This is a genomic window from Pseudomonas lactis, from assembly GCF_001439845.1.
Classification (GTDB): domain Bacteria; phylum Pseudomonadota; class Gammaproteobacteria; order Pseudomonadales; family Pseudomonadaceae; genus Aquipseudomonas; species Aquipseudomonas lactis.
The window spans coordinates 1-12,928 of sequence record NZ_JYLO01000027.1 but is presented as its reverse complement, the minus strand read 5'-3'; the positions used below and the strand labels follow the sequence as shown (position 1 = coordinate 12,928).

Here is a 12,928-nt window from a genome sequence, read left to right as displayed (position 1 = left end):
TCGATCTCGGCGATCTGCTCGTCGATCAGTGATTTAACCGGTGCGGTACTCATGCTGCGGCCCTCTTGAGCTGCTCGTTGCGCTCGACGAACTTGGCGTCCAGCGCATCGCGGTAACGGTTGGCGGTAGGGGAATCGACCAGGTCAGCGAACTCGGCCATTTCGATCATGCCCATCACGAAGGTGCGGTCTGGTACCGGGGTGCAAGACTTCTTCATCTTGGCGATTTCCAGGCCCAGGCGGGCGAGGGCGGTATGGGTGTTCATAGTTCGTCGTCCTCGGCCTGGGCGGCCAGTGCATCGTCAGCAAGGGGCCGGAGTAGCGCCTCTGCAATTTCGCCAAGCTTGCCGAAGGGGTGATCGCTGTAGCCCAGCAACTGGGATACGGAATCTTTGTCAGCGCGCCCGCAGTTGTTGGCGATCAGCATCCAGCCAAGTGCCGGTGTGCCCACATCACAGTCCGCCTGCCGGGCGTTCGCCAGTTCGTCCGCCGCCAGTGCCAGTTCAGCGACCGTGACGACCTGAGGCCTACGCAGGCGCCTCTGGAACTTCACATCCTGACCGAAGCGCACCAGCTGCTCGGTGGCGTTGTACAGCCATTCAGCGCGCGCCAGTTCCAGTGGGCTTTCGCTGACTGGAGGCGGCAGACGATTATCAAATTCACTTTGTGCAAGCGCTGTTGCGTTCATGCTGCCTCCAGCGTTCAAGTTCCAGCCACAGGTAAGAGACATGCTGCCCCGGCCCGTGCCGGGCGGTGACGCGGTTGAAGTGTTTAAGGTTTACGTGCAGCTTTGCCTTCTTCCGTTTTGGCCAGGCACTGCCGCAGATCTTGCAAACGTGAGCGACAAGCTCTTCGGCCATGGCGACCTCCAGTGTTTTGGGTTAGGCGGACTTGGTCTTGGTTGGCGCTTTAGCCTCAAGATCGGCAAGCTCTTTTTTGATCGTTTCAATACGCTTGACTCTGGCTTCATCGGCCAACGCTTCGTATCTTTCGATGACGGCGGAAGGAATTACGATGCCTTCGATCTTTTGCCATTCAGGGACATTGAAGTACTGGTGATCGCCAGCAACGTACGGGACGCTATCCTCATCAAGCTGGGCCTGGGCCATAACCAAGGCCGCTTCGTAACTTGTGCAGGGATAAATGGTCTTGCTGCTCCCGCTACCGTCGCGGTATTCGTGCAGTCGATAGCTCAGGTCGCCATCAGACTTGCCCATCAGGGATACAAGCTTGATGCCTTCAAGGCGAGCATGGTGGTAGAAAGAGTCGGCGTCATAGACCTTGTTGCTGTCGGTCCAGCTGATGATCTCCGGGTAGTACCCAGCGACGAAAAGGTGAGTGATTTGGCCAGACATGAAGTTCTTCAGGGTTTCGAGCTGGCTTTCATCGGAGCTCTTCACGAACTGCAAGAGCGCACTGGTTTGCAATTTCGCCTTGTCACGCTCTAGGCAGAGACGCCGTTCTTGATCGTCGATCTGCCCCTGGAGCTTTTTGCGATCACTTTCGTAGCGCGCCTCAAGTTCGCGCAGGTTCTTTTCCTTCCACGACTCAGCCGGCGCGTCGTGGAGACTTTTCACCACGAAGTTTTCGCCGCTCGGGACTTCCTGACCGGCGCTGACGAAGATCTCTTGGACGATCGTTTGTTGGGCATTCAGCTTGCCAACGACAAGAACCTTCTTGCCGTCGTCGGTGTATTTGATGTCGATCATGACTCTCTCCGTTCGTTGGTTCACCCGGTTAGAGCGTATGGCTGCACATGCTTGCAATGGCTTCATCTATCAGCGCCGATTTGGCTTCTTCGCCATCGAGGAACCGAATGCAATCAGGCATTACCGTGCCGATGGAGCCGTCCGAATACTCAACCAGTGCAACGGTGTAGTTGCCTGGGCCCGACTCGAACTCTTCGTATTCGCCTGCCCATTGGTGGAAGCGGCCTTCTCGAAGATCCTTGAAGCCGGTTTTCTTATTGCCTTCCCAGATGGGGGCCATGGTCATAACTGGTCGCATTTCTGATTCCTCAGTGGTTGGTTCACCTGTATTCGTCAACACTCATGCCTCCCGCTGGTTGCCGATGGGCGCGGGGGAGGAGTGCTGACGTAATAGAGGTGGGGAAGGGGAGGTGCCGGTCTTTCCCGGCTGTCATGGCGCTGGTTGTTCAGTACGGCTTTTCAACCTTGCCTTGGTCTTGCAGGCTTTTGATGTGAAAGAGGCCGTCCAGCATGGCGTCCATCTGTTTTGCCAATTGGATGCGAAGGCCATCCTTCAGTGCGCCCGACACATTCCGCACGCTCTGGGTCATTTCCTTCGTGAAGTCTTCGGCGCAGACCTGAGTCATGATGTATTCGGCACGGGTGACCGTGTTGTAGTCGCTCGTCGCGGCCTTGCCTGTGCGCGGCTCAACCTTCGCAGACCAGTAAGCGTTCACGGTCTTTTCCAGCTCTTTGCGAATTGTTGTGGCCGGACCTTCTGGCTCGCCCCAGGTATTTACCCGGCGATACTCGCGCTCAAAGGAACCGTTGATGGTTTCGTTGATTGCCGCCTCAATTTGCGCTGTCACACGCTCGTTGAAGATCTTGTCGATGCGCTTCTTCAGTTCCGCAGCGACCATGCCGGAAAGGTCATCGGTATCGCGCAGCAGTTCATCAGATACCTTGGCTACGATTGCGGTTTTCAGATCGTCTTCATTGATGTTGAGCATTTCGGTGGTCTCCTTGGATTTCCAATGCCGCCTCATAGAAGCGGCATCAGGAATATTCGGATCAGCCATGCGCATAAGGCACGCCGTTTGCGATAAGCCACTTCTCCATCCATGCATTGGTGGAGTGTTCAATGCTCCGGCAGTCGAAGCTGAGGCAGTCCTCGGCATCACTGTTGAAGTGACCGCCGTCTGGCATCACCACTCGCAGCCATGTTTCGTCATGGCCTTTATGCATGCTGAGCGTGCAACCTGCTTTCAGCAGCGGCACCAAGCTCACCGTTACCTGTCTGCCCATCTTTGTATCTCCTTGCTTGTTTGATTTTCCGGATGACCCTGTCGCCAAGGTCATCGAGGAAATCTGTGAGCCGTGACCCGCTACTGGCGTCGGTCACCGGCTTGAATCAATGTGGTCGCCTGTTTTTACAGGGGCAGGCTCCCTGTTTCCTCGCTTTCCACAGTCGAGGGAAATCCATATGCTTCGACTTCCACAGTCGAAACAAGGAATGTAGTAATGGCGAATTACATGGTGCGGGTTGAGATTTTCAAGGCTGACAGCGAGGAATACGCAGACCTACATAAGGCGCTGGAAGCGCTTGGCCTCAAGAGGACGGTTCAAGGGGATAATGGGGTTCTTAGGATGCCGCCTGGCACCTACTACGGAGCAAGCTCGCTGGGAACCTATGAGCTGAGGGAGAAAGTTAAGACTATTGCCGCCCCCTTCTCCTACCCGGCCGATCCTTCAGTGTTTGTCTCTGAGTCAAGCGACTGGTCTGGCTGGCTTCGACCAGCCTGAGACGAGCTACCGCCCCCAGCGAACGCTCTGCCTTTAGGCATTTCGCTCACCCAGTAGGCCAGGTGGTTTGAAGCGATGGAGAAAGCCTCATCAAAAGTGACGCTTTCGTCCGTCGCTATCTCCTGAACGATCTGGCGAAATCGTTCAATCTGTTCTTCGTTCATCTCACTCTCCTGCTTTCCGCGTGGTCCTGAGTAGGGCCACCTGGAGAGCATCCGACTTGAATTTGGTGCCCGGATATTTACCCACGCCGGGCCGTGGTAGCCTCTCAAGTCCCTACAACCGTTGAGGCAACAACATGGAAATTGCTAAACCGAAATGCTCAGCATGCGGAGTGGAAGGATTGACCAAGATCGCCATCCAGACCGCTCCGACAAATAAGAACATCCTGATTGCAAGCTGTGGCGACTGCGGGAACATCCATTCGGTGTTTGCAAAGCCTTTTGAGCCGCCTCAGGTGCCGAGAGCAAACCAGGTCGAGATCATTCAGTAGCCAGGAACTGAGGGTAAGTGGCGGCTGGGTCCTGCTCAGCACCTTGTCGCCACAACTCAACAAAGTGCCGGTAAGCAGATTCGGCGAACTGCTTGGCCAACTGATCAAACTCGTCGGTGCCTGGCTTTGGAATTACTTCAATCGTCAATCCTTCAATCTTCATCTGCTAACTCTCCTGTTTGATTTCCCTGATACCCCTCGTGAGAAGGGCATCGAGGAAATCTGTCTCGCTACGCATATCTGGATCATTCGCCAGTTCGGTATCCCTCGATCCGCCGCAGGTTCTCCCTGCGTTTCCTTCCAGCACCCAAGTCACTCCCCAGGCGGTAGGTCAGATCAGATCGCCGGTCCCCAGTAGAGGCGTAGCGGCTTAATAGTTAGTTTTTGACAGAGCCTTTGCATCGGCCCTCCATGTCCTTGCCGGACAGGCGGCCCCGCTGTTATTTCCGCAGCGGGATCGTCTTCTGAATTTTTAAAGAGCGGTTCAGGCCGAGGGCCCTTCGCAGTGGCTGTGTGTCGCTGCGATGGGTTAAAAGTAGCACTGCTGTTATTAATGAGTCAACAGCACTGCTGATATATTTTATTGCGGGCATAAAAAAAGCCCGCTGAGTGGCGGGCTTTGTTTCCTGGGTGGCGGCTACCACTCAAGCATTTCAGGGACTATCCACTCCGGAGGCTGGCCGTCTTTAGATATTCGAACCATCCCTGCTTCCAGCTGATAGACCTGAACGACAGCGCCAATCTTGACTCCGCGTTTTATCGAGGTCGATGGGTCTGCGGTTGCGCGGATGGGCGCCGCGAATGTAGCTGGCTTGGATTTGCTCCCCACCTTCAAGGTTGGCGATTTAGCTTTAGGTGTTGCCGGATCGCCAGCAACGCTTGGCGGCTTGGAAAAAACGGCCCACTTGGTCAGCGTCCAATAGTTGATCCTCCCGAGCTCTGGGCTTTTACTATACTCCGAGGCGAGCTTCAGGCCGATCTGCATGTGGTCGCCGCGGACCTGCATTACCGTCCATGATATGTCAGAGCTGACATTGCTCTGATGGAAGCAGTATCTGGACCCAGTGATCTCCGCCCAGGCCGTGTATTCAGCTCTGGCGTAGTGGTCAAGAGCTCTATCTAGGTCACTTCCGGTCATGCAGCCGATAGCTGATGAGTCCAGCCAAACTTGCTGGTCGGCTCTCGGCGTCGATGGCGACGCTGAGTTACCAGATTGCAGAGAGGATCTATCGGACATCGCGCCAAATATCATCAGGGCGCCAAATGCGATTATTGGGGTCAGCACTATCCATAGCAGTATCTTGCCCCACGATCCAGGCTTAGCAGTCTGGACTGAGGCTGAAGTTGTTAGGTCGGCCTGGCAATGTCTGCACCGAATCGCTTCTGCCTTGATTGTTTCTGCGCAGTAAGGGCATGCCTTTTCTTCCATTGCTAACCACTCCCGTAATTGAGCCAGCACTTTACCACTCGTGGCGTACAGCCACCATCTGAGTGGCAGGAAAGGGCAGATACAAGAAGCCCGGCGCTGGGCCGGGCTTTGGTACGGAGGAACTGCTACTGGATGAACTTGGCGGCAGTAAAGGCTAGCCCGGCCAGCACTCCTGCAAGACCTATATATTTCCAGGTTTGCTCATTGATAGTCTTTTGGACATCAGTGATTGATTTTTGAAAGCTGACAGCTAGGTCCTGAACGTCCTTGCCGCTAGCCCTTACATAGCCCGCAAGGTCATCCTTTGAGGCCAATAAGGCAAGGTCTGCCTTCGTAGCCAGGTTCGGGAACACATGTTTATCGAATGAGCCCAGAGTTGTTTCAATGCGTGCAAGCGCCTCCCGTATTTCTGGGATAGATTTTTCAAGGTTCGCTACGCGCGCTTCCATTGGATGCTCTCCTGGAGGTTCTTCTCCACCAGTATTGCCGGTGTCGGAGCTTCTGTCACCTTTCCTTACCGGGACGATGTGGCCCTTGGAGTCCAGAACCGCATTCAGTCTAGTCATTTTCCGATTTCCGAGAATCGAATTGCTCGACCATTCGAGATAGGGTTTTCGCTAGAGATCGAGCTGTCTCGATAGGCATAGTCACGGCGCCGACATCCAAGCGGAACAATTCCGCCTCTCCTGTTTCGATCTCGGCGGGTCTTTCTGCATAGTTCACAATTTTGGACGTTTTGACGAGAAGGGAGGTTCTGCCGAAAGTTAGATGGACCGCATCCTGTTCATTCCAGCTGATAGCGAAAGCATCGAACTGATCAACCTGCTCATCCATATAGCTTCCCGCTTGAACGTGCGGGATTATCGTCGTGTTTGTGGGTTGGCTCACTTCCATCTCCGTGCGCTGTGCGCTCAATCGAAATTCTAAAATTCTTCCAACATCACTATTCAGGATTGGCTCGCACAATCCTTCCTGCCTTCACCTCATCCGCATAACCCGCCAGCTTGTCCTCTGCATCCTGGTAGCTCGCTGCAATCTTCAGTAGCTCCCTGGCTTCGCCTTCCTGGCCTGCCTCGGACAGCCGCACGGCAGCCTGCATCAGATCAACGCCCGCCCACTTGAGCAGGGCCGCAGCCTCTTTAAGGTCGCGGCGCAGCTGCTGATTGGGTTTGGTGAGGGGCATGGGTTACAAGTCCCCGCCGCGCCAAATTACGCGACCGATAATCCGGTGCTCATTAATCTCGCCATCAGGCAGCACGATATCGGGATATTTATTTTCGTCAGGGTTGTCGCTCTGGATGATCCAGGAGGCCCCGTGCTTTATGAGGCGCTTGACGATTGTTCCTTTGTCCGTGCTTGCCAGAACAAAGACATGGCCATCCGCCGGATCGGTCTTGGACGTGTCCAGCAGCAGCACATCATGATCATCAATTGTTGGCCACATGCTCTCGCCATCGGCATAGATAACGATCAGGCTTGTGGGGTTTGCGCCCTTTAGGCGCAGCCAATCACGCTTGAAGGCCAGGGTGGACTTTACCTCGACGTGCGGATTGTCATGACCAATGCCTGCGGCCGCCCTAGCGTCGTATTGAGGAATGAAGGCGTAGCGATCATCAATGACCCCCTCATCCTCGCCGACAGGAAATGGGGTGTTGGCCGCATCTTTTTTAAGCGGATCAGCTTTCGACTGAGCTGGCGCAGCTCGCCGAATTCCTGATGCTAGGGTCGGACTGACCTCGTAAGGCTCAAAATCTAGGGCGTCCGATAGTTTCACCAGTGCATCAAGATTGAGGGCCACCTTGCCGGTCATGTACTGGCTTACGGTGCTTTGTGGCGAATTCCACCCACAACGCAGCCCTACCTCCATTTGGCTGATGGCCTTGCCGCCGCCATCTTTGGCTTCGCGAACTCTGCGCTTGTAAATTTCACTCAGGCGCTTTGCGTCGGCTAATTGCTCCTCATCGAGAGGAGTGCGTACAGGTTTTTTCATGCGTGCGATTTAGTAGCAGGGCTGCTTTTTAAGCAAACAGCACTGCTGATCATTCCCTTGTTTTATATGAAACAGCAGTGCTAATATCTGACCATATCCAAACCGAGTTACTACCCATGAAGACTGTAACCCTTGGGGAATACCTGTTGTCGCACGGCACCCAAAGCGATCTCGCCAAGGGGCTGGGCATCCAGCAGAGCGCTGTTTCTCAGATGTTCAGATCCGGCCGAAATATCTCCATAACGATCCACGACGACGGCGCCATTGAGGCCAGCGAGACAAGGCCAATTCCGGCCAGGAAGTCCGCCTGACATCCCTGTCCGCCGTTCCATTGAGCAAATGATCGCCTCTGCACCTGCAGGGCGCCACGTAAAGAAATTCGAGGTTTTAGGTATGCAGGATTTTCTGAGGGCTTGCGACACCTCTGTCGAAGAGGCGAACACCAAGAATCTCGCGACGCTGATGAGCATGCCGCCGGTGAGCTTGCTCCAGCGCGCCAACGCGAACTACGACGGCGCCTGGTTCAACGTGAAGCACCTGTATTCCTTGCTGCTGCATACCGAGGACATGCGGCCACTGGCTGCGCTGGCTGGCGAGTTCGGCTATTCGATCGTGAAGACTGACCAGCCCAAGGCTATCGACATTCATGACGCGCTAGGGCGCGCAACCCTGGAGTTTGCAGAAGTCACCGTCGAGACGCATGCGGCGATGGCTGATGGTCGAGTAGACCAGGTTGATCGCGCCCGGATTCTTCGCGAGATCGACCACGCCGAAAGCGCTTTGGCGCAGCTGAAAGCCTCCGTGAAGGTTGCCTAATGAAAGCCGAACTGAAACTTCAACTAAATGCTGAGCCGGGCCTCTCTGAGCTTGAGGGGCTAGTTGCCACCCTTGAACAGGTTCTCGCCGACGCTCCTCACCTTCGCTTGAAGGTCCTCGATCTGCTTTTCACCCTCAGCGACGGCAGCCTCAAACCCGGCTTTGTCGAGTTGGTGGCTATTCCCGCATTCGGGACAGATGGTCATTCGGTCATTGAGCTTCAGATCACCGACCGACTGAGAGAATTGGTGGGCGCACTCGCCGCAGGTGATGTTGAAGTTTTGGGTATCGATTAAAGACATGTCCGGCCTCCTAGGCCTTTTCGTGTGGAAGCAAAAAGCTACCACGGATGCGCCGGACACCTATACCGCGCCACGTTTTTCAATTCAGCAAAACGTGGCGCAAAACCCCAGCCGCAAATTGCGGGCGCAAAAAAGCCAGGTTCACGGCCTGGCTGATTGCGACACTAAAGGAAAATCTACATGAGCAATTTAACCCAAAACGCCATCAGCGTAAACGGTCCAGCAATTACCGTCGAGCAGGTTACGCCTGAGATCGCTCGTGCGTGGCTTGAGCGTAACACTGGAAATCGCGCGGCAAGCATGGCGCATGTCGCGAAGCTCGAAAAAGCGATCCGGGATGGCGGCTGGAAGATGACCGGCGACCCGATCCGCTTCTCAAAGGGTGGCAGCCTGCTGGATGGTCAGCACCGCCTACATGCCATTCTTCAATCCGGCATCACCGTCACTTGCGTCGTAATGCGAGGGTTTGACGAAAGCATTTTCGACGTACTCGACAGCGGCAAAGGCCGTCAGAAGTCTGATGTGTTGTTCGTTCAGCTGGGTCTCCCCGTTGAGACCTGCAAGATGCTGGCGACTGCCACCACATGGGTCATTGATTACGAGAAAGAGCAGTTTGGTTTTCCCGGTAAAGCAGAGAAGACAGATGTTCTGGAGTTCGTTAAACGCAACCCGCTGCTGATCGCCGCCGCCGAATACGGTCAAACCCTTCCTCGGCAATCTCCCGTCCCACGATCCATTGCGGCGATGTTCTATTTCTACGCAAGCCAGCGCAACCAGCCCTTGGCTGAGCGATTCCTTGAGCGATTCATGGTGGGGGCCGTTGAGGGCGTCAACGACAACCTGCTGTATCTGCGGAATCGCTGCTTTGCCGCATCTGTTGACCGTCGCCCGATCCACCGAAGCCAAGTCATTGGAGCCCTGATTCGCACCTGGAACGCAGAGCTGCGTGGCAAGCCTATCAAGCACGCGACCAACGTTATGCGAGTCGACGACACCTTCCCGACCTTCATCTAAATAGGATGGGGGCGGGAAACCGTCCCCTGTCAAAAAATGGCCGATCAAATCATTCAGTGCCAGGCATCCCTGATCAAGGTCGCGAATCGATTCCGCAAGGACTTCGGCGACATTGAAAGCCTGGCCGCAAGCATTTCAGAGATTGGGCTCTTGCAGCCAATCGGCATCGACTCCGGGTATCGCCTCGTTTTTGGTGAGCGCCGCCTGCGTGCCTGCCTATCCCTCGGCTGGGAAAAGATTCCAGTCCGCACCGTTCACCTCGATTCAATCTTGCAAGGCGAGCTGGCCGAGAATGAATTCCGCAAGGACTTCACCCCGTCCGAGCGCGTTGCCATTGGCGAGGCGATTGAGCTAGAGCTGGGCGAGCGCCATGGTGGTGACAGGAAAGGGGTCGCAACAGAGGATCAAGAGGGAAAAAATTCCACCTTGATCGAGGGTAAAACTAGGGATATTGCCGCGAAAGCGGCGGGGTTCGGCAATGGAAAGACCTACGAGCAGGCCAAGCGCGTAGCTAACGAGGCCGCACCCGAGCTTGTTCAGGCAATGGATGAGGGGCGCGCCTCTGTATCTGGTGCCTTGGCGCTGTTGGTGCTGCCAAAGGACCAGCAGGCCTCTGTGGCGGCCGGAGACAAGAAGTCGATTCAGCAGGCCTCCAAGGCCGCCAAGGCGCCGCCTAAGGAGCAGGCTCGCGCATCTGACCTGATCCTCAGCGTAATTACCCAGGTTGAACTGATAGGCCGCTACGTCGAGCGCAGCGAGGTTGGTGTGCCTAGCTTTGCTGGTCAGTTTCTATCTGACCTGATCGAGGCAGACGCGACCATTCAGGCGCGACTTTCCGCCATTCTTCCGGTGCTGCAAGGCCTCTCAGATATCGCTAGCGCGGTGGAGGCCTGACATGCAGTTCACACTATCTATTAACCAAGTTAAGTCGCTTGAGTGGGGCCTGAACTCCCAGCAAGCGCTCTTGTTCGCTTTCGTCTACTCATGCCCAAGCTGGACTACTCCAGTCAAAACCGAAAACGGCATTTTCTTCGCGTTAAGCAAAGCGAAGATCGTAGAAGAATTGCCTCTGCTGACCGACAAGCCCGATACCGCTTACCGCATGCTGAAAGCCTTGGAGGAGGCGGGCTTGATTGATCTGTCAAGCACCGCAAACATCACGTTGTTCCGCCTCACCAAGAAGGCCGCCGAGTGGAACAAGAAAGAAGACGGTTCGGAAAAATATCCGACCACTCCAACCTCAAAGGGTCGGAAAAAAATCCGATCTACCTCGGATAAATCTCCGAGCAAGGTCGGAAAAAAATCCGAGCAAGGGTCGGATAAATCTCCGACAAATCAAGATACCAGTAATCAGGATACCAATCAGGATACCAGTCACAGCTTTCCGGAAGGCTCGGACAAGCCGATCCAGTCCGGCGCGCTGGTGCTGGTGGTTGATCGTGCCGAAGCGCCCCGCGTCGAAATCCCCGCCGACATGCCGGGCCCCAAAGACCAGACCTGCAAAACCTTCAAGGTCTGGGCGAACTACGCCATGGCTTACCGCAAGCGCTACAGCGCCTGGCCTGTGTGGAATGCCAAGGTCGGTGGCCAGCTCGGACAGTTGGTCGACCGCCTCGGCGCCGATGTAGCTCACCACGTCGCCGCCCACTTCCTGAAAACCAGCGACGCCGCTGTGCTGCGCAAGTGCCACAGCCTCAACGAGCTGCTGGCCAACGCCGAGAGCTATCACACCCAGTGGGTAACCGGGCAGCGCATCAACGGCACAACTGCTCGCCAGATGGAGCGGACAGAGGCGAACCACTCCGCAGCGGAGCAGGCCGCCCAGATGGTTCTGGCCAAACGCCAAGCAGGTGACCGCAATGAATACCTCTGAAATGAACGACCAGCAGGTTGCCGGGCTGGCCGCCGCCATCTGCGCCACAGCCGAGGCCATGGGCCAGGAAATGAACCCGGGGACCGCCGCAATGATGGCCGAAGACCTGTGCGCCTATCCGGTGCCAGCGGTCAAAGCCGCGTTGAAGGCCTGCCGCTTCGAGGTGAAAGGCAAGCTGGCTATGGCTGACATCCTCCAGCGCGTCCAGGCCTCCGACGGTCGCCCGGGCAAGGACGAGGCTTGGGCCATCGCAATGACCACCAACGACGAATTCGAAACCGTGGTGCTGACCGACGAAATCCAGCTGGCCCTGGCCGCCGCTAAACCGGTCCTCGACGCCGGCGACAAGATCGGTGCGCGCATGGCGTTCATCAGCGCTTACGAGCGGTTTGTCGGCCAGGCCCGCCAGGACACGAAGCCGGTGAATTGGCATGTCTCCGTGGGATTTGACGCTGGTCGTCGCATCCAGGCTGTCACCAAGGCTCTGGAGTTGAAGCGCATTCCCAGCGAACACGGCCAGAAGTACCTGGCAGACCTGAGCGTTGAGCCGATCACCGAGGATGGGCGCGCCCTGGCTGGCCTGATCACTGGCGCCGTTACCCGGCCGGCTCCAGCGCTGCGCGAAAAGTTGCAGATGGTGAAGGATTCGATGCTGGAAATGCGCGCTGCCAGTGCTGAAAGGAAGGATGAAATGCGGATAGACGCGGCCAATGAGTTGGCAGATCGCCGGGCGCTGCTGCTGAAGCAGGCGCGGGACTTGGAGCAGGAGAGGGCGCCGCAATGAATGAAGCCAGACAGCAACAGGTGCTCGCCGGGCAGTCCTCAATAGCTAAGAAGGTTTTCGGCTACGTCCCAATCCAAACGAGCTGGAGCAACCACGAAATCCACGGCGCGGTATCGACAGCCAAGGCCACCAACGCATCGCCTTACGCCATCCGCCGCGCCCTGGGCGAACTCAAGGAAGCGGGCCTGATCCGCGAGCCAGTCGGCGGCAAGTTTCAGCGTGACGCAGCAACCCCTAAACCCAAAAAGGAGCAGACCGTGACCCAGGTAGCCAAGCAGGCAGTTGTTTCGACCAAGAAGCCAGAGGCCGGCGCCCTGGATGTTCTCGCCGGCTTGTCGGTCGAGGTGGTCAGCTTGGCCGATGAGATTGGTCAGCGCTTGAAGACGCTGGCCGGCCGCATCGAAGAAGTGGCGCTGTCGGTTGAGGCTGAGCGCGAAACCAATGCCGCTGCCGTGGGCAAGCTGAAGCAGTTGCAGGAGCTGCTGAAGGGGATCTCGCAATGAAACGAGCAAACCCAGCACAGCTACGCCAATCCCTTGAGATGGCGAACACCATGGTCAAGCACGGTATTCGTTTCGTGTGCATGCCGGTGGTGGATGAGGCGGACATGGCCAATCTCGCCAGCCAGGCCGCTGAGCGCTTTGAGCGCATGGCATTGATCGCAGAAGCAGCGGAGCAGCGGACATGAGCAATCACACCAAAGAAGAATGGCTGGTAGACCGCCAGGACTATTGCGT

Annotated in this window: 25 protein-coding genes; 12 read left to right on the top strand and 13 right to left on the bottom strand. The window is 56.2% G+C overall.

What is annotated here, in order from left to right; genetic code table 11:
• Nucleotides 1-49 precede the first annotated feature (49 nt).
• The 7 genes from TX24_RS29840 to TX24_RS29815 all read right to left on the bottom strand — a co-directional run bounded on the left by TX24_RS29840 (nt 50) and on the right by TX24_RS29815 (nt 2,992).
• Nucleotides 50-265: a hypothetical protein gene (locus TX24_RS29840; protein ID WP_057712071.1), complete on the bottom strand. Its 216-nt coding sequence runs from the start codon at nt 263-265 to the stop codon at nt 50-52.
• Entirely contained in the window at nt 262-687 is a 426-nt protein-coding gene (locus TX24_RS29835) for a hypothetical protein (protein WP_057712070.1), read from the bottom strand. The genes TX24_RS29840 and TX24_RS29835 overlap by 4 nt, the downstream gene beginning before the upstream one ends.
• Nucleotides 659-859 carry a hypothetical protein gene (locus TX24_RS32075; RefSeq protein ID WP_157255587.1) on the bottom strand — a complete coding sequence of 67 codons (201 nt, stop codon included), beginning with the start codon at nt 857-859 and terminating at the stop codon, nt 659-661. The genes TX24_RS29835 and TX24_RS32075 overlap by 29 nt, the downstream gene beginning before the upstream one ends.
• A 21-nt stretch (nt 860-880) precedes the next feature.
• A complete protein-coding gene (locus tag TX24_RS29830) occupies nt 881-1,708 on the bottom strand; it encodes a hypothetical protein (protein WP_057712069.1) in 828 nt (275 codons plus the stop codon).
• A gap of 28 nt (nt 1,709-1,736) precedes the next feature.
• Entirely contained in the window at nt 1,737-2,006 is a 270-nt protein-coding gene (locus TX24_RS29825) for a hypothetical protein (protein ID WP_157255586.1), read from the bottom strand.
• Nucleotides 2,007-2,154: 148 nt separating this feature from the next.
• Nucleotides 2,155-2,772: a hypothetical protein gene (locus tag TX24_RS29820; protein ID WP_244175960.1), complete on the bottom strand. Its 618-nt coding sequence runs from the start codon at nt 2,770-2,772 to the stop codon at nt 2,155-2,157.
• Complete coding sequence (locus tag TX24_RS29815) at nt 2,759-2,992, bottom strand: hypothetical protein (RefSeq protein WP_057712066.1); 234 nt, start codon at nt 2,990-2,992, stop codon at nt 2,759-2,761. The genes TX24_RS29820 and TX24_RS29815 overlap by 14 nt, the downstream gene beginning before the upstream one ends.
• A 216-nt stretch (nt 2,993-3,208) precedes the next feature.
• Here TX24_RS29815 and TX24_RS29810 point away from each other — a divergent pair, with 216 nt between their 5' ends.
• Both TX24_RS29810 and TX24_RS32070 read left to right on the top strand, forming a co-directional pair.
• Nucleotides 3,209-3,490, top strand: coding sequence for a hypothetical protein (locus TX24_RS29810; protein WP_057712065.1), 282 nt, complete (start codon nt 3,209-3,211; stop codon nt 3,488-3,490).
• Between the two features lie 298 nt (nt 3,491-3,788).
• Entirely contained in the window at nt 3,789-3,983 is a 195-nt protein-coding gene (locus TX24_RS32070; RefSeq protein ID WP_167348440.1) for a hypothetical protein, read from the top strand.
• On the opposite strand, the gene TX24_RS32065 is transcribed toward TX24_RS32070, so the two are convergent.
• The 6 genes from TX24_RS32065 to TX24_RS29785 form a co-directional block, all read right to left on the bottom strand.
• The gene (locus TX24_RS32065; protein ID WP_157255584.1) at nt 3,973-4,146 is read right to left on the bottom strand and encodes a hypothetical protein; all 174 of its coding nucleotides are present in this window, start codon (nt 4,144-4,146) and stop codon (nt 3,973-3,975) included. The two genes, TX24_RS32070 and TX24_RS32065, sit on opposite strands and share 11 nt — an antisense overlap.
• A gap of 474 nt (nt 4,147-4,620) precedes the next feature.
• On the bottom strand, nt 4,621-5,412 hold the full coding sequence (locus tag TX24_RS29805; protein WP_057712064.1) for a hypothetical protein: 792 nt from the start codon (nt 5,410-5,412) through the stop codon (nt 4,621-4,623).
• Between the two features lie 125 nt (nt 5,413-5,537).
• Nucleotides 5,538-5,978, bottom strand: coding sequence for a hypothetical protein (locus TX24_RS29800; RefSeq protein ID WP_157255583.1), 441 nt, complete (start codon nt 5,976-5,978; stop codon nt 5,538-5,540).
• Nucleotides 5,971-6,300, bottom strand: coding sequence for a hypothetical protein (locus TX24_RS29795; RefSeq protein ID WP_157255582.1), 330 nt, complete (start codon nt 6,298-6,300; stop codon nt 5,971-5,973). Before TX24_RS29795 ends, TX24_RS29800 begins: the two co-directional genes overlap by 8 nt.
• 55 nt (nt 6,301-6,355) lie before the next feature.
• Nucleotides 6,356-6,595, bottom strand: coding sequence for a hypothetical protein (locus TX24_RS29790; RefSeq protein WP_057712061.1), 240 nt, complete (start codon nt 6,593-6,595; stop codon nt 6,356-6,358).
• Nucleotides 6,596-6,598: 3 nt separating this feature from the next.
• Nucleotides 6,599-7,402: an XRE family transcriptional regulator gene (locus TX24_RS29785; protein ID WP_082628903.1), complete on the bottom strand. Its 804-nt coding sequence runs from the start codon at nt 7,400-7,402 to the stop codon at nt 6,599-6,601.
• A 116-nt stretch (nt 7,403-7,518) separates the two neighbouring features.
• Here TX24_RS29785 and TX24_RS29780 point away from each other — a divergent pair, with 116 nt between their 5' ends.
• The 10 genes from TX24_RS29780 to TX24_RS29740 all read left to right on the top strand — a co-directional run bounded on the left by TX24_RS29780 (nt 7,519) and on the right by TX24_RS29740 (nt 12,879).
• Complete coding sequence (locus tag TX24_RS29780) at nt 7,519-7,713, top strand: Cro/CI family transcriptional regulator (protein ID WP_057712072.1); 195 nt, start codon at nt 7,519-7,521, stop codon at nt 7,711-7,713.
• A gap of 82 nt (nt 7,714-7,795) precedes the next feature.
• The gene (locus TX24_RS29775) at nt 7,796-8,218 is read left to right on the top strand and encodes a phage regulatory CII family protein (RefSeq protein ID WP_057712060.1); all 423 of its coding nucleotides are present in this window, start codon (nt 7,796-7,798) and stop codon (nt 8,216-8,218) included.
• Nucleotides 8,218-8,514, top strand: coding sequence for a hypothetical protein (locus TX24_RS32060; protein WP_157255581.1), 297 nt, complete (start codon nt 8,218-8,220; stop codon nt 8,512-8,514). The genes TX24_RS29775 and TX24_RS32060 overlap by 1 nt, the downstream gene beginning before the upstream one ends.
• Before the next feature lie 4 nt (nt 8,515-8,518).
• Nucleotides 8,519-8,704, top strand: coding sequence for a hypothetical protein (locus TX24_RS32055; RefSeq protein ID WP_157255580.1), 186 nt, complete (start codon nt 8,519-8,521; stop codon nt 8,702-8,704).
• Nucleotides 8,701-9,534: a hypothetical protein gene (locus TX24_RS29765; RefSeq protein ID WP_057712058.1), complete on the top strand. Its 834-nt coding sequence runs from the start codon at nt 8,701-8,703 to the stop codon at nt 9,532-9,534. Before TX24_RS32055 ends, TX24_RS29765 begins: the two co-directional genes overlap by 4 nt.
• A gap of 36 nt (nt 9,535-9,570) precedes the next feature.
• Complete coding sequence (locus TX24_RS29760; RefSeq protein WP_057712057.1) at nt 9,571-10,428, top strand: ParB/RepB/Spo0J family partition protein; 858 nt, start codon at nt 9,571-9,573, stop codon at nt 10,426-10,428.
• 1 nt (nt 10,429) lies between these two features.
• Nucleotides 10,430-11,407: a hypothetical protein gene (locus tag TX24_RS29755; protein WP_057712056.1), complete on the top strand. Its 978-nt coding sequence runs from the start codon at nt 10,430-10,432 to the stop codon at nt 11,405-11,407.
• A complete protein-coding gene (locus TX24_RS29750) occupies nt 11,394-12,191 on the top strand; it encodes a hypothetical protein (RefSeq protein ID WP_057712055.1) in 798 nt (265 codons plus the stop codon). The genes TX24_RS29755 and TX24_RS29750 overlap by 14 nt, the downstream gene beginning before the upstream one ends.
• Entirely contained in the window at nt 12,188-12,694 is a 507-nt protein-coding gene (locus TX24_RS29745) for a hypothetical protein (RefSeq protein ID WP_057712054.1), read from the top strand. The genes TX24_RS29750 and TX24_RS29745 overlap by 4 nt, the downstream gene beginning before the upstream one ends.
• Complete coding sequence (locus TX24_RS29740; RefSeq protein ID WP_057712053.1) at nt 12,691-12,879, top strand: DUF1382 family protein; 189 nt, start codon at nt 12,691-12,693, stop codon at nt 12,877-12,879. Before TX24_RS29745 ends, TX24_RS29740 begins: the two co-directional genes overlap by 4 nt.
• The last annotated feature ends 49 nt before the right edge of the window (nt 12,880-12,928 follow it).